Annotated in this window: 3 protein-coding genes; all 3 read right to left on the reverse strand. The window is 70.0% G+C overall.

All coding sequences use genetic code 11. The annotated features are described in order from the left end of the window. Window positions 1–21: 21 nt before the first annotated feature. From QX204_RS28840 to QX204_RS28850, 3 genes are read right to left on the reverse strand one after another with little or no spacing between them, the layout of a single operon-like run. A complete protein-coding gene (locus QX204_RS28840) occupies window positions 22–237 on the reverse strand; it encodes an MbtH family protein (protein ID WP_056814159.1) in 216 nt (71 codons plus the stop codon). Continuing rightward, window positions 234–2,360: an AMP-binding protein gene (locus QX204_RS28845; RefSeq protein WP_301903654.1), complete on the reverse strand. Its 2,127-nt coding sequence runs from the start codon at window positions 2,358–2,360 to the stop codon at window positions 234–236. Before QX204_RS28845 ends, QX204_RS28840 begins: the two co-directional genes overlap by 4 nt. Next, a complete protein-coding gene (locus tag QX204_RS28850) occupies window positions 2,360–20,329 on the reverse strand; it encodes a non-ribosomal peptide synthase/polyketide synthase (RefSeq protein ID WP_301903655.1) in 17,970 nt (5,989 codons plus the stop codon). Before QX204_RS28850 ends, QX204_RS28845 begins: the two co-directional genes overlap by 1 nt. Window positions 20,330–20,376: the final 47 nt, after the last annotated feature.

Genomic DNA, 20,376 nt, shown 5'->3' on the forward strand with positions numbered 1-20,376 from the left:
CTAGCCCGACGGTCCGACAGATCAGGGTTTGTTGGACATGGCCGCGATGAGGGAGTTGGGACGCATGTCGAGCCAGTGGGATTCCACGTAGTGCAGGCAGGAGGTTCGGGGAGCGGCGCCGAAGGCCACCGACCAGCCGCCGGGGACGGCGGCGAAGGTGGGCCAGAGGGAGTGTTCACCTTCGGTGTTGACCAGGACGTAGAACTGGGCGTTGTCGTCGTCGAACGGGTTGGTCATGGGGTGGCCTTTCCGATGAGAGTGCCCAGGTGGGCTAATGCTGATGGGGTGCCTTCGATTTCGTGGTGGGCGAGCTCGCTCGTGCGGAACAGGCGGTCGCTGTGGGTGGGGTGGGCGGGCGCGAAGTGCGGGGTGAAGTCGGTGGTGGTGATGCCGTAGGCGGTGATGAGGGCGGCTAACCGGGCGGGGTCGGGCGGTTCGCTGAGGACTACGGTCGCGCCGACGCGAAGAGGTAGCAGGTAGCCGTGCCAGGCGGTGGCGTCGCCGATGTGGGCCTGGTGCAGGTAGACGTCGCGAGCGCAGAGATGGTGGCGAGCCTGCATGGCGGTCACCCGGTGGACCGCGGCCGCGTGACTGATGGTGACGCTGTGGGTCGAGCCGGGCGGAAACAGCACGAGGGCGGAGTGCTGCGGCAGGATCGGGGCGCGATGTTCGCCGCGGGCGATCGGTTCACTGGAGTAGGCCGACAGCGCGACTCGATCGACCGTGACCGTCGGGATGTCGTAGGCCCCGAGGTGTTCGCGGGCCGCGATGGTCAGGGCCAGTGCGGGGTTGACAACCGGTGGGATCAGGGGGTTTCCGGTGTCGATCGGCACCACCGTGCCACCGGCCTTGAGAACCGCGTAGGTGGCGACCATGTATTCGATGGAACGCGGAACATCCACGAGCACAGCGGATTCGGGGCCGATTCCGAGGGCGATCAGATGCCTGGCCAGTTGGTTGGTGCGCCGGTCGAGGTCACCGTAGGTGATGATCGATGTCGGGCCGTCGCTCGGCGCATGGACGACGGCCGGGTCGAAAGGGGTCGCGGCGGACTGCGCTTCGAACTCGTCCAGTAGGAGCTCGCCCGGTAGGCCCGCCACACCGGAATAGTGCCCGTCGTCGATGCGGCCGACGAATTCGATCTCGGCGGTCCAGGCATCGCCCGGCGGCCTGCGCCGCACCAGGTCGCCGGTGGCGAACATGCGGTCGTCCACCGGGCCGATGGGGTTGGCCAGGAAGGTCGCGGCGGTGGCCTGCCTGCCGACGTAACCGCGCGCCAATTGCACACCGGAGACGTAGAGTTCGCCGATCTCACCGTCGGCGACGGGGCACAGGTGCTCGTCGAGGATCAGCAGTTCGACATCGTCGGCGGCCGATCCGAACGGGACCACCTCCAGATCGGCCCCGGTCACCTCGTGCGCGACGAACTCGCCCGCGGTTTCGGGCCTGCCGTACACATGCCACAGGGTCGCTCCGCTCACCGAGCGCAGAGCAGCAGCGGTTTTCGCGAGCAATGACCCACCGGAGCCGAGCACCACGCGCAGCGAGTCGAGGCGTTCCTCGGCATCGGGCAGCGCCGCCAGCTCGGCCAGCTCGGCATGGTCGAGACATGCTGTGGTCACGCCTGTTCGGGAGATCGCGTCGGCGAGCACGTCCGAAGGCGAGACCACCAGCGTGGCGCCGGTTTGCAGGGCGAGCAGCATCTCCCCCACCGCGGCCTGTCCGGTCAGCGGCGCGTGCCAGAGCACGGAATCACCGGCGCCGATACCGCAGAGCCGCTGGCGCCAGCTCGAATTCGCCTGTGCCGCGCGATGTCCGACGACGACCGCGGTCGAGGCGGCGATGTCGACGACGAGGTAGGCCGGATTGTCCGCGGTAGGTCCCGGTAGCTCGTCGGGGGTGATCTCGACGGTGGCGTCGGTGTACAGAACCGGGAACCCGGCCGGGTGCCGAGTCCGGGCGCTCGTGAGGACGAGCGTCGGCGCGGCCAGCGCCACGGTGCGGCTTTGCACTTGCGCGGGGGCAGCGGGGTCGAGCAGGACGAAGGCACCGCCCGCGGCGAGCACCGCGTGCACGGCGACGACGAGTTCCGCCGAGCGTGGTAGCGACACCGCGACGGTGGTCTCGGGGCCGACGCCGTGCTCGATGAGAGCCGCGGCCAAGGCATCGACACGCTCGGCCAAAGCGCCGTAGGTGAGGCCGTTTCCGCCGTCGCGCACCGCGAGGGTGTCGGGTTCGCTGTCGGCGTAGGTGGAGAAGGCGGCGAGCAGGGTCGCCGGGTCACGCGGCCGATCGCCGTCCAGGTCACGCAGGAGCGCGGCGAGGGTGGCGGCGGTCGTGACCGAATCCGTGTGCGACATCAGAGTTGTCCTTCCGAGTCGTCAGCCGACCCCGCCCCGGCGATTACCGCGGCGGCATCGGTCACCAGTGTTTGCAGAGTGGAAGTGAGACCGGCCGCGCCGAGTGCGGCGAGCACGCCGGGCACGAGGCCGGCCAGCGCGACGTTCACCAACGCTTCAGGTTTCATCTTCGCGCCCATCGCCCTGCTCACCGCGGCGAGTTTGGCGTCGAGTGCTCCGTAGGAGATGGCGTGCTCGCCGTGGACGAATGCCACGGTCGCCGGCGCGAGCCGAGCTGCCGAGCCGACGAGGCCCGGAAGATCGGCAATGGTGTAGGTGCTCGGTGGTGGGGTCTTTTCGGCGTCGGTGCGCATGTCGATGGCACGCACCGCCACGGCGGGATCGGCGGCGACGGCGGCGAGGATCTTGCGGAACCGTTCGGCCAGCGCCTCGACCGTCGACGCGTCGAAAAGGTCGGTGGCGTAGCCGAAATGGATATCGAGGCCGTCCAGGGCGCCGTCGTCCGCGTAGCGCTGCAGGGCGGTGAGGTGCAGGTCGAACTTGGCTTCCGTCAGGCCGGGGTCCAGCGTTCGAACATGGAGACCGGGTAGGTCGATACCGCCCGGCGGCATGTTCTGGAAGGTCAGCATCACCTGGAACAGCGGGGTGTAGGCGCCGGTTCGCGTGCGACCCATGGCATCGACCACCTGCTCGAACGGGACGTCGGCGTGGGAGAGGGCGGCCAGGTCACGACGTTTGGCCTGGGCCAGCAGATCGGTGAACGGTGCGCGTGAGTCGATCTCGGTGCGCAGGGCGACGGTGTTGACGAACATGCCGACGAGATCGTCGAGTTCGCGAGCGCCGCGACCGGATACCGGGGCGCCGATGGTGATGTCCGCGCTGCCGGATTGTTTGGCGAGCAGGACGGCCAGGGCGCTGTGGACCAGCGTGAACAGGGTGGTTCCGTGGGTGCGAGCAATCTGGTCGAGGGTGCGAGTGAGCGCGGCATCGATCTCGAATTCCAGCGTCGCACCGCGCATCGCACGCCGGGCCGCGCGCGGACGGTCCGTCGGCAGCGCCAGCAGTTCCGGTGCGCCCGCGAGTTCGCGGGTCCAGTAGGTGAGCTGCTGGGTGAGCACGCTGTCGGGGTCGGCGTCGGTGCCGAGCAGGTCGCGTTGCCAGGCGCTGAAGTCGCCGTACTGGATTTCCAGCGGACTCCAGCCGGGTTCGCGCCCTTGGCTGCGATCGACGTAGGCGCGCACCAGGTCTCGAGTGAGCGGATCGATCGAGTAGCCGTCGGCACTGATGTGGTGCACCACGACGACGAGGACGTGATCGTTGTCGGCGAGGCGGTAGAGGGCGACTCTGATCGGGGGCGCGGCCGTGATGTCGAAGGGTTGCGCGACCAGTGCCGCGATTCGGGTTTCGACATCGGCGGGCGCGACCGGGATCGGGGTGAGGTCGACGGCCGCGGACCAGGCGGGCATCACCTGTTGTACGGGGCCGCCCGCGGTGTCCGGGTAGCGGGTCCGCAGGGTGTCGTGGCGGGCCAGGAGGTCGGCGACCGCCGCTTGTAGGGCGGGCAGGTCGAGGTTACCGGTCAGGCGGATGGCGGCCGGGATGTGATAGGCCGAGGACTGCGGCGACAGTTGGTGCAGAACCCACATGCGTTGCTGCGCGGGCGAGAGGACCGCGGGCCCTTCGCTGGTGCGTTTGGTCAGCGGGGGGCGGGCGGCGGTGGGATCGGCGGTGGCGAGGTGTTCGGCCAGTGCGGCCACCGTCGGGGCGTCGAAGACCGCTGCTACCGGGACGCGGATGCCGAGCGCGGCGCCGAGACGGGCGGCCAGCCGGGTTGCCATCAGCGAGTTGCCGCCGAGCGCGAAGAAGTCGTCGTCGAGTCCGGCGCTCGGGCAGCCGATCACCTCGGCGAAAGTCGAAGCGACGAGTTGTTCGACTTCGGTGACCGGGGCGCGGAAGGCCGCCTCGGCGAACTCCGGTTCGGGCAGGTCGGCCCGGTCGACCTTGCCGTTGGCGTTGAGCGGCAGCGCGTCGAGCACCACCAGCGCGGCGGGAACCATGTAGGCGGGCAGGCTCGCGGCGAGTTCGCCGCGTAGCCGGGCCGCGACGGTTCGTTCGTCGCCCGGGGTCAGGTCGGCGACCGCCGCATAGGCGATCAGCCGGGCCCCCGCGTGCTCGTCGGTCTTGGCCACCGCGACCGCGGCACGCACCTCGGCGCAGCGCAGCAGGGCTGTTTCGACCTCACCGAGTTCGATGCGGAAGCCACCGATCTTGACTTGGAAGTCCGCGCGTTCGAGGTACTCGAGGGTGCCGTCGGCACGCCACCGCACGATGTCGCCGGTGCGGTACATCCGCGATCCGGGCGACACCGCTGCCCCGGTGGCGAAGGGGTTGGCGACGAAGCGGTCGGCGGTAAGCGCACGGCGGCCGTGGTAGCCGCGGGCGAGTTGGTCTCCGGCCAGGTAGAGCTCGCCTGCTACGCCGATCGGCACCGGCCGTAGACGCGCGTCGAGAACGTAAATGGCGCTGTTCCAGGCCGGTGCGCCGATCGGAACAACGTGCGACGGGTCATGGGCTACTTCGTATTCGGTGATCGAGACGGCGGCCTCGGTCGGGCCGTACAGGTTGTGCAGAGTGGCGGCGGTGCCGCCGGCGCGGAACTGGGTGGCGGTGGCGGCAGGCAGTGCTTCGCCGATGGCGAGGACGGCGCGCAGCGACACCGGGAGTTCGGTCTCGGTGGTGAGGAGCATGCCGACCAGTGACGGCACCGCGTGCAGGACCGTGACGCCGTGCCGGGTCATGGTGGTGTGCAGCCGATCCGGGTCACGCTCGTCGCCGGGGCGGGTGACGATCAGGGCCCCGCCGGAGCTCAGGGGCGACCAGAACTCCCAGACCGAGAGGTCGAAGGTGGCGGGGGTCTTCAGGAGGACGCGATCGGTGCCGGTCATGGCGAAGCGGTCGTGCAGCCAGGCGAGCTGGTTGACGATCGCGGCATGCGGGACCGCCACGCCCTTGGGGCGACCGGTGGAGCCCGAGGTGAAGATGATGTACGCGGGGTGCTCCGGACGCAGCGGGGCGATGCGCTCGGCATCGGTCACCGGGTCGGTCGAGAGATCCTGCAGGGCACGGTGATCCAGTTCGAAGACGGGGACGTCGACAGAGATCGGCAGACCGTCGACCGCGGTGGTGAGCACGCACAGCGGTGCCGCGGTGGCGACGATGTCGGCGATACGGTCGACGGGGTGATCAGGGTCGATCGGCACGTACGCGCCGCCCGCCCGGACGACGGCGTGCATGGCGATCACGAGGTCGATACCACGGCGCATGGCCAGCACGACAGTGCGTTCCGGGCCGACGCCCTCGGCGATCAGGAGCCGAGCGACACGGTTGATCTGGGCATCGAAGGTGGCGTAGTCCAGGGATTCCCCGGTCGCGTCGTCCACCAGCGCGAGGGCCGTCGGGGTTCGGTGTGCTTGACGGGCAACCAGTTCGGCGAGGGTGGTCCGCTCCACCGGATGAGCGGTGTCGTTCCACGTCTCGAGGAGCAGGGTGCGGTCGGTGCCGAGCACATCGAGGTCGCCGACGACGACATCCGGTGTAGTGGTGACGGATTCGAGCACCCGGCGCAGCTGTCCGACGAAGCGTTCGGCGGTCGCGGCGTCGAACAGATCGGTGGCGTAGCCGAGGGCCATCTCGATACCGGCCGGAGAGCCGTCGGCGGTGTAGTTGTCGAGGGCGAACAGGTGCAGGTCGAACTGTGCTACGCCGGTGTCGAATTCGATGTTGGCGACGGTCAGTCCGGGCAGTTCCAGCTGACCGCGCTCGTGGTTCTGGAACGAACAACCGACCTGGAACAGCGGGTGCCGCGCGGTGGATCGGGCGGGGTTGAGCACCTCGACCAACCGCTCGAACGGCACATCGGCGTGCGAGAACGCGGCGATATCGGCGGTGCGTGCCGCGGCGAGCAAATCGGTGAACGCGGCGTCGGCCGCGACCGGGGTGCGCAGGACGAGGGTATTGACGAACATGCCGATGACCTCGTCGAGTTCGGCTTCGCCGCGTCCCGCGTTCGGGGTGCCGACGGCGATATCGGCGGTGCCGGAGACCCGGGCCAGCAGGGCCGCGAAAGCCGCGTGGACCACCATGAACAGCGTGGCGCCGTTGCCGCGGCCGAGGGCGATCAGCGCGGCGTGCAGATCGGCGTCGACGGTGAAGTTCACCTTGTCGCCGCGCAGGCTCTGCCGGGCGGGGCGTGGTCGATCGGTCGGCAGGGCCAGCTGATCGGGCAGTCCGGCGAGCTGGGTCTGCCAGTAGCGGACCTGCTGGGCGGCCACGGATTCCGGATCGGACTCGTCACCGAGCAGGTCTCGTTGCCACAGTGCGTAGTCGGCGAACTGCACGGCGGGCGGGGCCCAACCGGGTGCGGAATCGGCGAGCCGGGCGGTGTAGGCCCGCATCAGGTCGGCCACGAAGGGCGCGATGGAGGAGCCGTCGGCCGCGATGTGGTGCATGACGGCGGCCAGCACGAATTCGGTATCGGCCACCTGGAACAGGCGCATGCGCACCGGGATCTCGGTGGTGACGTCGAAGGTGGTCTCGGCCAGTTCGCGAATCGCCGCGGGCAGGTCGGCGTCGGCGACCGCGATCGGTTCCAGCGACACCACGGCGTCGGCGGCAGCCACGATCGACTGTGTCGGGGTGCCGTCGACGTCGGTCCCCGCGGCCCGCGACACCGGGTACATGGTGCGCAGCGACTCGTGCCGGGCGACCACGTCCGACATCGCGGCCTGCAACGCACCGGTATCGAGCGCACCGCTCAGGCGCAGCGCGAACGGGATGTTGTAGGCCACCGACGCGCCGTCGAAGCGGTTGAGGAACCACATCCGCTGCTGAGCCGGGGACAGTGGAAGGAACTCGGGACGGGCCCGGCCGACGAGCGCGGGCCGAGCAATCTCGGACTGCCCATCGACGGCGGCGGCCAACTCGGCGACGCGCGGCGTCTCGAACAGGGTCCGCACACCGACGCGCCGGTCGAGGGCGGCACCGATGCGGGCCACGGCCTTGGCTGCCAGCAGCGAGCTGCCGCCGAGGGCGAAGAAGTCGTCGTCGGCGCCGACCGGCTGCCCGTCGGCACGGCCGAGGACCTCGGTGTAGACGTCGGCGATGATCTGCTCGGTGATCGTGGCGGGCTTGCGGTAGGCGGTGGTCTCGAAGACGGGCGCCGGGAGCGCGGCGCGGTCGAGCTTGCCGTTCACCGTGAGTGGGATGCGGTCGACCAGCACGACGGCGGCAGGGAGCATGTGCTCGGGCAGGGTCCGCGCCAGCTCCTTGCGCAGGTCGGCGGTGTCGATGTGGGTCGATTCCGCGACCAGGTAGGCCACGATTCGCGGCTCGTCGACCAGGTCGGTACGGACGAGTACCGCCACTTCGCGCGGGGCCACCGAGCTGCGCAGCAGCGCGGCCTCGATCTCACCGAGCTCGACGCGGAAGCCGCGCAGGTTCACCTGTTGGTCGGCACGGCCGAGGTATTCGAGTTCGGCGGCGGCCGAAGCCGGTGAGTCGGGATGGTCCGGCGCTACCGTCCAGCGGGCGAGGTCACCCGAGCGGTAGGCGACGGATCCGGCAGGCCCGTAGGGGTCGGCGACGAAGCGGCTCGCGGTCAGGTCGGGTCGCCCCAGGTAGCCGCGCGCCAACTGCGGTCCGGACACATAGATCTCGCCGGGCACGCCGACGGGAACGGGGCGCAGACGCGAATCCAGCACGCGCAGTGTCAGTCCCGAGATGGCGCCGCCGATCACGCTGGCGGAGCTCGTGTTCGGGGTGATCTCCCGGTAGGAGGCGTGCACGGTGGTCTCGGTGATGCCGTACATGTTCACCATGCGGGGCGAGTCCGGGTAGCGGGCGAACCAGCCGGCCAGGCGCTGGGGCTCGAGCGCTTCGCCACCGAAGATCACTGTGCGCAGGGCGTATTCGGTGGGTTCGAGCGTGGCCAGGTCGGCGGCGATGAGCCCGTAGAACGCTGACGGCGTCTGATTGAGCACGGTGACGCCTTCGGTGCTCAGCAGCTCGCGGAACTGTTCGGGTGAGCGGGAGGTGAAGTAGTCGACCAGGACGATCGAGCCGCCGTGCAGCAGCGCGCCCCACAGCTCCCACACCGAGAAGTCGAAGGCGTAGGAGTGGAACATCGTCCACACATCCGACGGACCGAAGTCGAAACGCGCTGCGGTGTTGTCGAGCAAGGCGACGACATTCTCGTGCGGAACGACGACGCCCTTGGGGCGGCCGGTCGAGCCGGAGGTGTAGATGACGTAGGCGGCGTTGGCGGGTGTCAGGGGTGTACGCCGGTCCGCGTCGGTCAGGGGTTCGGCGGCGAAGTCGGACAGGTTGCCCGCGCCGGGGTCGATGACCGGGCCACCGAACCAGTCGTGGGCCAGGCCGGTCTCGTCGTTGGTGATGGCGCAGTGCGGACGGGCGTCGTCCAGCACGTATTCGATGCGATCGGCCGGGTAGTTGGGGTCGATCGGCAGGTAGCCGCCGCCCGCCTTCAGCACGGCGAGCAAGGCGACGGGCAACTCCAACGAACGCGGAAGCGCCACCGCGACCAGCGATTCCGGGCCGACGCCCGCGGCGACGAGACGCCGGGCCAGGCGGTTGGACCAGGCGTCGAGCTCGCCGTAGCTCAGGCTGAGTTCGCCCGCCTTCACGGCGACGGCGTTCGGGTCGAGAGCGGCGGCACGGGTGAATCGGTCCACCATGGTGTCGGCGGCGGCCACCGAAGCGCCGGTGGACGACCAGTCGTGCAGGGTGCGCTGCTGTTCTTCGGCACTGAGTAGTTGGATGTCGCCCACCACGACCGTCGGATCGGCGACGACGGCGGCCAGCACCTGGGTGAAGCGACGAGCCAGCACCGCGATGCTGCCCTCGTCGAACAGGTCGGTGGCGTAGGCGATTTCGATCGATATGCCGTTCGCGCGGCCGTCGATGTCGTCGGATTCGCCGACGGTGAACTGCAGGTCGAACTTCGCCACGGCGGCATCGAAATCGACAGGGTCGACGCGCAGCCCCGCGGCCTCCAGCGCGGGGACGGTGAAGTTCTGCAGAACCAGTGCCACCTGGAACAGCGGGTGGCGGTTGCGGGCTCGCGCCGGGTCGACGGCATCCACGACCTGCTCGAACGGGATGTCGGCGTGCGAGAGGGCGTTGAGGTCGCCCGCGCGGACGGCGTCGAGGGCGGTCTCGAATTCGACGCGCGGGTCGATCTGGGTGCGCAGGACCAGGGTGTTGACGAACATGCCGATCAGGCCGTCGAGGGCGGCCTCGCCACGGCCCGCCACCGGAGTGCCGATGGCGATGTCGCTGCCGCCGGAGAGGCGGGCCAGCAGGACGGCCAGTGCCGCGTGCACGGTGCTGAACAGGGTGGCCTCGTGCTTGCGGGCCAGTTCGCGCAGTTCGCTGTGCAGATCGGAGTCGATCTGGAAGCGGTGGACGGCGCCACGGTAGGTGGATTCGACGGGGCGGGGACGGTCGGTCGGCAGGTCGAGCTGCTCGGGCAGGCCGGCCAGGCCGTGGCGCCAGAAGGCCAGTTGGGCGTGCGCCTGCGAGCCGGAATCCGCCGCGTCACCGAGGTTTTCGTGCTGCCAGAGGGTGTAGTCGGCGTACTGGATCGGCAGCGGCGCCCAGGTGGGGGTGGTCCCTTCGCGGCGGGCGGCGTAGGCGGCCATCAGGTCGGCGGCCAGCGGGCCGAGCGAGAAACCGTCCGCGGCGATGTGGTGGACCACCAGGACGAGCACGTGGTCGTCGTTCACCGCGAACAGGGCCGCACGCAGCGGGATCTCGGTGGTGAGGTCGAATCGGATCGCGGCGCAGGACACCAGGCGCTCGGGCAGTTGCGCCTCGGTGATCGCCTCGGGCCGCAGGGTGAGTTCTGCCGTGTCCGCGATCAGCTGTTCGGCGCCCTCCGGGCCGTCGGGGTAGCTGGTTCGCAAGGTCTCGTGCCGGGTGATCACGTCGGCGAGGGCGGCTTCGAGGGCGGCGATGTCGAGGTCGCCGGTGAGCCGCAGCGCGACCGGGATGTTGTCGACGGCATCGCCGATGCCGTCGACGTCGGCTAGGTAGCGGTTGAGGAACCACATCCGGCGCTGCGCGGCCGAGAGCGGAATCCGCTGTGGCCGTTCGCGAGTAGTGAGTTCGAGGCGGCCACCGGTGCCGCGCAGGGCGGTGCACCGGTGGGCCAGGTCGGCCACGGTCGGCGCGTCGAACAGCAACCGGACCGGGATCTGGGTGTCGAGGGCAGCGCCGAGGCGGGCCGCGACCTGGGTGGCATTGAGGGAGTTGCCGCCGAGGGCGAAGAAGTCGTCGTCGAGACCGACTTCGCGGTCGGCGGGGAAACCGAGGACCGTGGCGAACGTGGCTGCCACGATCCGAGCGACCTCGGTGGTCGGCGCACGGAACACCGCAGCCTCGAAACTCGGTGCAGGCAGGGCCTTCCGGTCGAGCTTGCCGGAGGTGTTGAGCGGGAACTCGTCGAGAACGACGAACGCCGCGGGGACCATGTAGGCGGGCAGGGTACGGATCAGCGTGGACTTCACCGCGGCCACGTCGAGGTCCTGTGGTGCGACGAGATACGCCACCAGGGCGTCGTCGCGGACGATGACCGCGGCCTGGGTGATCTCGGGGATTCCGGACAGGACGGCTTCGATCTCGCCGAGTTCGATCCGCAGACCACGCAGCTTCACTTGGAAATCGGTGCGGCCCAGGTACTCCAGCTCACCGTCCACGCTCCAGGTGACGAGGTCGCCGGTGCGGTACATGCGCTCGGCCGGGGTGAACGGATTGGCGACGAAGCGGTCCGCGGTGAGGTCGGCACGGCCCGCGTAGCCTCGCGCCAGTTGAGCACCTGCCAGGTACAGCTCGCCGGGAACGCCGACGGGGACCGGATGCAGTCGACCGTCGAGGACGTACACCTGGGTGTTGTGCACAGGTGCGCCGATCGGAACAGCGACGGTGTCGGCGTCGATCACCTCGTGGAAGGTGACGTCGACCGCGGCCTCGGTGGGCCCGTACAGGTTGTGCACAGCCGTACCGGTGCGCCGGCGCAGCAGTTGGGCAGGTGCGGGCGGCAGTGCCTCGCCCGAGGCGAACACCAGGCGCAGCGATGCGCAGCTGTCGGTGGTCGTGATCGCATCGCTCGCCGCGTCGGCGCGGGCATCCGCTTCGTCGAGCGCGGCGACGAAGACCGCCAGCATCGAGGGGACGAAGTGGGCGACGCTGATCTGCTCGGCGTCGATCAGCTGGGCCAGGTAGGCCGGGTCGCGGTGACCGTCGGGGCGCGCCAATACGAGGCGGGCACCGATCTGCAAGGGCCAGAAGAACTCCCACACCGACACGTCGAAGGTGGCGGGGGTCTTCTGCAGGACGACGTCGTCGGGGGTGAGGCGGTAGGCGTCCTGCATCCACACCAGGCGGTTGACGATGGCGGCGTGGGAGACGACCACGCCCTTGGGCAGGCCGGTGGAGCCGGAGGTGAAGATCAGGTAGGCGGCGTTGCCGGGAGTCAGGGTGGCGAGGCGATCGGCGTCGGTGATCGGCTCGGACGAGTAGTCGGTGGTGTCGAGTTGCTCGAGATCGAGAATCGCGGGCTGCGCGCACACGCGCACGTCATCGTGATCCCGCGCGGACAGATCGATGTCGTCGATCGCGCGGGTCAGGACGCAGACCGGGTCGGCGGCGGCGATCACCTGGGCGATGCGCTCGGCCGGGTGGTCCGGGTCGAGCGGCACATAGGCGCCCCCCGCGGCGAGGACCGCGTACATGGCGACGACCAGGTCGGTCGAGCGACGCATACCGAGCGCCACGGTGCGATCGGGGCGGACACCGATCGAGATCAGCAGTCGGGCAAGCCGATTCACCTGGGCGGCGAGCTCGGCGTAGCTCAACGATTCGCCTGCGAAGCTCACCGCGGTCGCATCCGGGGTGCGCTGGGCCTGCGCGGTGAACAGCGAGACCAGCGTCATGCGCTCGTCGACCGGGTACGCGGTGGCATTCCAGGTGTCGAGCAGGTGGGTGCGCTCCGCGGTATCGAGCAGGTCGATGTCGCCGATCACGACGCTGGGATCGGCGGTCACCGCATCCAGCATCCGCAGGAAGCGGGTGCCGAAATCTGTGATGGTCTGCGCGTCGAAGAGGTCCGTCGCGTACTCGAAGCGGCCGAAGAGACCGTCGGAGGTCTCGCGCAGGGTGAGGTGCAGGTCGAATTTGGCTGTGTGGGTGTCGATCTCGATTTCCGTGGCGGTCAAGCCCGCGAGTTCGAGTTCGGTCCGGGAGTTGTTCTGGAAGTCGAGCATCACCTGGAACAACGGGTGCCGCGCGGTCGAGCGCTCGGGATTGAGCGCCTCGACCAGACGATCGAAGGTGACGTCGGTGTTGGCCAGGGCGCGCAGGTCGCCGTCGCGGACCGTGCCGAGGAGTTCGCTGAAGGTGGCCTCGGGCCGGATCCGGGCCCGCAGCACGAGCGTGTTGACGAACATCCCGACCAGGTCGTCGAGTGCCTGGTCACCGCGGCCCGCGACCGGCGTGCCGATCGAGATGTCCTGTTGGCCCGACAGTTTGGCGAGTGTGGCGGCGAAGACGGTGTGCAGCGCCATGAACAGCGAGGCGCCGGCATCCGCGCCGATGCCGCGCAGTCGTTCGGTGATCGCCGCGGGGACCGTGAAGGTGTGGCGCGCACCGCGACCCGAGGCCACCGCCGGGCGCGGACGGTCGCTCGGCAGCGAGAGCAGATCGGGCAGATCCGCCAGTTCGTTCGTCCAGAAGGCGATCTGGCGTGACATGGAGGAATCGGCGTCGTCCTCGGCGCCGAGGGCATCGCGCTGCCAGAGTGCGAAGTCGGCGTACTGCAACGACAGTGGCGTCCACTGGGGCGCGCCGCCCGCCCGGTGCGCGGCGTAGGCGACCATCACGTCGCGGGTCAGCGGCGCGACCGACCAGCCGTCGGCGGCGATGTGGTGCAGCACGAGGACGAGGACGTGCTCGTCGGCGTCGGTGTGCAGCAGATGCAGGCGGACCGGGGGTTCCTGGTCGACCGTGAACGGGACAGCGGCCAGCGCGCGGATCCGGCTGTCGAGGTCGACCGGGGCGATCGCGTGTGGTTCGAGGGTGATCGTCAGCTGGTCGGCGTCGAGCACCTGCTGGAACGGGATGCCGTCGACGGCGGGGTAGCGGGTCCGCAGCGCTTCGTGCCTGACGAAGACCGCGGCGACGGCCGCGTTCATCGCGGCGTAGTCGATGGCGCCGGTCAGGCGGATGGCGGCGGCGATATTGTCGGCGACCGATTCGGCGTCGAACTGGTTCAGGAACCACATGCGCTGCTGGGCGTAGGACAGCGGAACCCGCTGCGGCCGTTCGCCTGCCGTCAGGGCGGGCCTCGGCGCGACCGCTTCCGCGGAGTCGAGCATCGCGGCGAGTGCGGCCACCGTCGGCGTCTCGAACAGCACCTTCAACGACACCGCGCGACCGAGCGTGGTGCCGAGGCGAGACGCCACCTGGGTGGCGACGAGGGAGTTGCCGCCGAGCGCGAAGAAGTCGTCGTCGGCGCCGACCTGCTCGACCCCGAGCACCTCGCCGAACACCTGAGCCACCGCGGACTCGATGCCCGCGGCGGGCGCACGGAAGGCGCGCGCGGTGAACACCGGCTCCGGCAGCGCCAAGCGGTCGAGCTTGCCGTTGGGGGTCAGCGGCAGCGCATCGAGCACGACGAACGCGGACGGCACCATGTGCGGGGCGAGGGTGCCACGCAGGGCAGCGGTGATCGCGTCGACCTCGAGCGCCGCTGCCGTCGCGTCGACGGCTCGGTCTCCGGTGGCGGCGGGCACCAGGTACGCGACGAGTTGGTCGCCGCGGTGGGCGTCGGCACGGACGAGCACGACGGCCTGGCGGATCGACGGCAGGGCGAGCAGGGCGGTTTCGATTTCGCCGAGTTCGATCCGGAAGCCGCGGAGTTTGACCTGGTCATCGTTGCGACCCAGGTACTCGAGGGTGCCGTCAGCGGTCCAGCGGACCAGGTCGCCGGTGCGGTACATGCGCTCGGAGGGCGCCCACGGGCAGGCGACGAACCGTGCCGCGGTGAGGGCCGCGCGGGAGCGGTAGCCACGGGCCACCTGAGCGCCCGCGACATACAGCTCGCCCGCGACACCGGTGGGGACCGGTCGCAGCCGCGCGTCGAGCACCCACTGGGTGATGCCGCGCAGTGGGGTGCCGAGGGTCAGCGGGGAATCAGCGGTGAGGGGGGCACTGATATTGGTGGCGACCGTGGTCTCGGAGGGGCCGTAGGCGTTCACGAACGCGCGCGGGACGGGTCCGGTGGTCCAGCGGGCGATCAGGTCGGGCGGGCAGGCTTCGCCGCCGACCATCACCATGCGGAGGTCGTCGAGTCGAGCGGGATCGAGGACGGCCAGGCCGGACGGAGTCATCAGCGCGTGGGTGACGCGCTGCTCCGAAAGCAGCTGAGCCAGTTCGTCTCCCACATGGCGGCCCAGCGGGGCGATCACCAGCGTCGCGGCGGAGTTCACGGCGAGCAGGAACTCCATCACCGAGATGTCGAAGGACGGGGAGCCGACCTGCAGGACGCGGGCGTCGGCGGAGCCGAACATGCGGGCGGTTTCCTCGGCGGCGAAACCGGCGATGCCCGCCTGGGTGACCAGCACGCCCTTGGGCACACCGGTGGAGCCGGAGGTGTAGATGACGTAGGCGAGGTGCTCGGTGCGCAGGGGGCGAACGCGTTCGACATCGGTGAGGGGATCGCTGGAACGCCCGGCGCATTCGGCCATCAGCTTCAGTTCGTCGAGGACCAGCCAGTCGATCGAGCCGGGCAGCGCGGACTGCGACTCGGACACTGTAAGACCCAGTCGCGCAGCGGAATCGGTCACCATATGGGTGATCCGATCGAGCGGGTAGCTCGGGTCGACCGGCAGCCAGGCCGCGCCCGACTTGGCGACAGCCCACACCGCGAGGACCGACTCGATGGAGCGGGGGATGCCGACGGCGATGACGTCGTCGGGACCGACGCCACTGTCGATGAGGACCCTGGCCAGGCGTGACGACGCCCGGTCGAGTTCACGGTAGGTGAGGGTGCGGTCGCCGTCGGTCACGGCATCGCGATCCGCATCGGCCGCGACGGCCGTGGCCAGGAGATCGGGCAGCAGGCCGGTGGCGGTCACCGGCGCTCCGCGCATGCTGACGAGCTGGGCATGTTCGGGCTCCGACAGCAGCGCGAGGTCACCGACCGCGGTGTCGGGGGCGGTGACCGCCGCGGCCAGTAGTCGCACGAAACGCGCGCCGAGCGTGTGCATCTCGGACTCGTCGAAGAGATCGGTGGCGTACAGGATGACGGCGTCGATGCCGTCGGGTTCGCCTGCGGCACCGCGTCGTTCGGCGAGGGTGAGCTGTAGGTCGAACTTGGTGATGTCGAGTTCGATCTCACGCACCGTGACCGGCGAGCCTGCCAGTTCGAAGGTGGTGTCGAGCACGGCCTGGAAGTTGAACGCCACCTGGAACAGCGGGTGCCGCGACGGCGAGCGAGCCGGGTTGACGACGTCGACCAGGCGATCGAAGGGAACGGTGGCATGGGCGAAGGCGGCCAGGTCGGTTTCGCGGGTGTCTTCGAGCGCGGCGGTGAAGCTCGCCGCCGCGTCGACCTCGGTGCGCAGAACCAGGGTGTTGACGAACATGCCGATCAGGTCGTCGATGGCGCGGTCACCACGGCCCGCGACGCCGGTGCCGATGGCGATGTCGGTGGTCCCGGACAGACGCGCGAGGAGCACGGCCAGCGCGGTGTGCAGGACCATGAACAGCGAGGCGCCTGCCTGCTGGGCCAGATCGGCGAGCCGCCGATGCAGGTCGGCGTCGATGGTGAAGGCGGTGCGCGCGCCGCGCATGCTCGGCTCGACCGGCCGCTGCCGGGCCGAGGGCAGCTCGAGCTGGTCGGGCAGTCCCGCGAGCGTCCGCTCCCAGAAGGTGATTTCGCGCGCGGCGAGCGACTGCGGATCGGCTTCGGCGCCGAGGAGTTCGCGCTGCCAGAGGGCATAGTCGGCGTACTGCACACTCAGCGGCGACCAACCCGGATCGACGCCGTCGGCCGCGGCGCGGTAGGCGGTGAGTACGTCGCGAACGAGCACCTGCAGCGAAACACCGTCCGCCGCGATGTGATGCAGCACGACAGCGAGTACGCACTCGGCGAGCCGCGAGGCGGAGTTGTCCACAGCGGTGTCGACAGTCTCTGGGACGACGAAGATGCCCGCGCGGAAGGGAGCTTCGCGTTCGAGATCGAACCCGGCGCGAGCGAAACGAGTCAGCTCGGCGTCGAGGTCGGCGGCCGACACCGCGACGGGATCACCGATGCGGACCGACCCGGCATCGCGGACGACCTGCTCGGCAACCTCACCACCGGGGACGTCGACCGCGGGGAACACGGTGCGCAGGGCCTCGTGGCGGTCGACGACCGCGTGCAGCGCGGCGACCAGGGCGGGGAGATCGGCGGTGCCGCGCAGGCGGATGACGAACGGCATGTTGTAGCCGGGGGCCGAGGGGTCGAAGCGGTTGAGGAACCAGATTCGCTGCTGTGCGGGGGAAAGCGGGATCAGTGCCGGGCGGGGGCGAGCGGCGAGCACGGGGAGCTGAGCCGAGACACCGGTGTCGTCACCTTCGGTGATGGCGGCGGCGAGGCGGGCGACGGTGGTCGCGCCGAACAGATCGCGCACGCCGAGGCGGCAGCCGAGGTCGGCGCCGAGGCGGGCCGCGACCTGGGTGGCCACCAGGCTGTTGCCGCCGAGAGCGAAGAAGTCGTCGTCGCGACCGATGCGGTCGAGGCCGAGTACCTCGCCGAACACCCTGGCCACGGTCTGCTCCACCGGGCCGACGGGCTCGGCGTAGGTGACGACGGTGCGGACGGGTGCGGGCAGGGCCTTGCGATCGAGCTTGCCCGAGGCGTTCACCGGAAGGGCATCGAGCAGCACGAACGCGGCGGGCACCATGTAGGCGGGCAGCGCGCGCAGCGCGGTCTCGCGCAGATCGTCGATCGCGACCGCGCCCGGCTCGGCTTCCACGACATAGGCGACCAACTGCTCGCCGACGCCCGCGTCGTCACGCACCACGACCACGGCGCGCGCCGCGGAGTCGACGCTCTCCAAGACGGCCTCGATCTCGCCGAGCTCGATCCGCAGACCACGCAGCTTCACCTGGAAGTCGGTGCGCCCCAGGTATTCCAGCTCACCATTGGTGGTCCAGCGGACCAGGTCACCGGTGCGGTACATCCGCTCACCCGGCAGCGGGTGCACGACAGCGGCACCGGATCCGCCCTCGGCGACCGAGCGCCCGGAGTCGGTGGAGACCACCGCGGGCGCGGCGACGAAACGTCCGGCGGTGAGCTCGGGACGTCCTACATAACCCCGGGCGAGCTGTACCCCCGACAGATACAGCTCACCCGAAGCCCCGACCGGAACAGGCCGCAGCCGTGAGTCGAGAACATGGAGCCGGGTGTTGAACACCGGCGCGCCGATCGGCACCGTGACCCGGTCGCTGTCGTTCACCTCGTGGAAGGTGACGTCGACGGCGGCCTCGGTCGGGCCGTAGAGATTGTGGAGCCGGGCACCGGTCAGCAGCCGCAGCCGCTGGGCAGGCGCGGCGGGCAGAGCCTCGCCGGAGGCGAAGACCAGCCGCAGCGAGGTGCGCTCGGCGATTTCCTGTTGGGCCAGAAAGACTTCCAGCATCGACGGCACGAAATGTGCCACGGTGACGCCGTATTCGGCGATCACGCGGCGAAGGTAACCGGGATCGCGGTGTCCGTCCGGCTCGGCCAGGAGCAGCGTGGCGCCGATCTGCAAGGGCCAGAAGAACTCCCACACCGACACGTCGAACGTGGTCGGGGTCTTCTGCAGCACCACGTCGACACCGTGCAGCCGGTAGGTCTGCTGCATCCACACCAGCCGGTTCACGATCGCGGCGTGCTCGACGGCGACGCCCTTGGGCAGACCGGTGGAGCCGGAGGTGAAGATGACATACGCGGGGTGACCGGGGCGCAGCGGCACGGTGCGGTCGGCATCGGTCAGCGGGGCGTCGTCGTAGTCGCTCAGGTCGAGGGCGTCCACGGTCAGCACCGGCAGCCCGTCGACGGGCGCGCCGTCGCGGGTGGTCGTGAGCACCGCGGCCGGGGCGGCGGTGGCGAGGATGTGCGCGATGCGCTCGGCCGGATGATCCGGGTCGATCGGCACGTAGGCCGCGCCCGCGGCGAGCACCGCGTACATCGCCACGACCAGTTCGGGCGAACGCCGAATACTCAGCGCCACCAGCGATTCCGGGCCGATGCCGTCCGCCCGCAGGCGCCGGGCCAGCTGGTTGACCCGCTGAGCCAGTTCGCGATAGGTCAGCGTCGCGTCCTCGGTGGGCGAAGACGACGCCATCCGCACGGCCACCTCGTCGGGGGTACGCGCGACCTGGGCTTCGAACAGAGCGGGCAGGGTGGCCGCCGGCACCGAACGTTCGGCCAGCGCGGCATCGACGTCGAACCGGGTGGAGTTCCAGATCCGCGTGCTGACCTGGAGTTCCAGTTCGGTCGCCACCTCGATCGCGCTCAGCGGGGTGCCGAGGTCGGCAGCGGCCAGGCGCTCGAGGAAACCGAGGAAGCGGGCGTGATGCCGGGCCAGGGTGTCGGCGTCGTAGAGATGCGGGTTGGCCTCGAAATCGACGTGCACCCGATCGCGGTCGCCGTAGTAGACATTGAGGCTCAGGTCCTCGATCGGACCGGTGGACAGCACCCGATAGCGGCCGGTGGTGGGACCGAGCGTGAGGTCACTGCGGAAGAGCATGAAGTTGGCGAGCGGGCCGAACAGCGCGCGCCGGGCGGGGCGGCCGTCGTCCTCGGCGTCGCGGCGGATGTCCTCGGCACGGTAGCGCTGATGGCGCAGCGCACCCGCCACCTCCACCCGCGCCGCGCGCAGCAGCTCGCCCCAGGTCGCGGCCGAACCCGCCGCGCCCGTGGGTAGTCGCAGCGGCACGATATTGGACAGCATTCCCGCCGAACGGCGCATGACCGCGGTGGTGCGGGCGGTGACGGGCAGGCTCAGCACCGCGTCCGGGCAGTCGGTGAGGCGGCCCAGGTAGGCGGCGAAGGCGGCCAGGATCACCGCGGAGATCGCCGAATCATCGCTGGCGGCAATGGTTTCCAGCCGGTCGACCAGCTTTTCCGACAGGCGTCCACCGGTCACGAGGTTGATCGCCGACCGCGGCGCGGTGCGGCCGTCGAGCGCGGTGGGACTGTCGAGGCCCGCGATGCGCTGGGCCCAGTGCTCACGATCGCCGAGGAAACGGGTGCTCTCGCGGTACCGCTGTTCGCCCTCGACCAGTGCCGACAGCTCGCCCGGCACCACGTCGCGGGCCGGGATGTCGAGCATCCGCGCGGTGTACAGCTCGGCGACGCGCTGGGAGTTGGTGAACGCGCCGTACCCGTCGAGCACGATGTGATGGCCACGCAGATACCAGAACCACCGCTCGTCGCCGACCCGCAGCACCGCACCCGCCACCAGCCGGTCGGTGAGCAGGTCGATGGGGGCGCCGAACTCGGCGCGCATCCATTCCTGCGCGGCGGCCACGGGGTCGTCGTGGTGGCGAAGATCGATCAGCGGCAGCTCCTGCTCGACCGCGATGGTGTGGTCGACGTACTGGTGCGGGACACCGTCGAATTCGCCGATGCGCACCAGCGGCGAGCCGTACGCGTGCGCGGCCTCGGCCGAAACCTGCTGCAGCACAGCGACATCGAGCTCGCCGTGAATTTCGATGTACTGGGCGATGGTGATCGGGACATCGGGGTCGAGCAGCTGCGCGTACCAGACACCCAGCTGGGCTGGGGTCAGCGGAAACGGCAGGCCGACGACCTGCGCTTCCTGTGGTCGCGCACTGAACCCACCCAACTCCGTACCGTGCACCAGAGCCTCCTCGAATCGCGAAAGAACAGCAGATCGAATGTTTTCGG

It is taken from the genome of Nocardia sp. PE-7 (assembly GCF_030486425.1).
GTDB classification, from domain to species: domain Bacteria; phylum Actinomycetota; class Actinomycetes; order Mycobacteriales; family Mycobacteriaceae; genus Nocardia; species Nocardia salmonicida_A.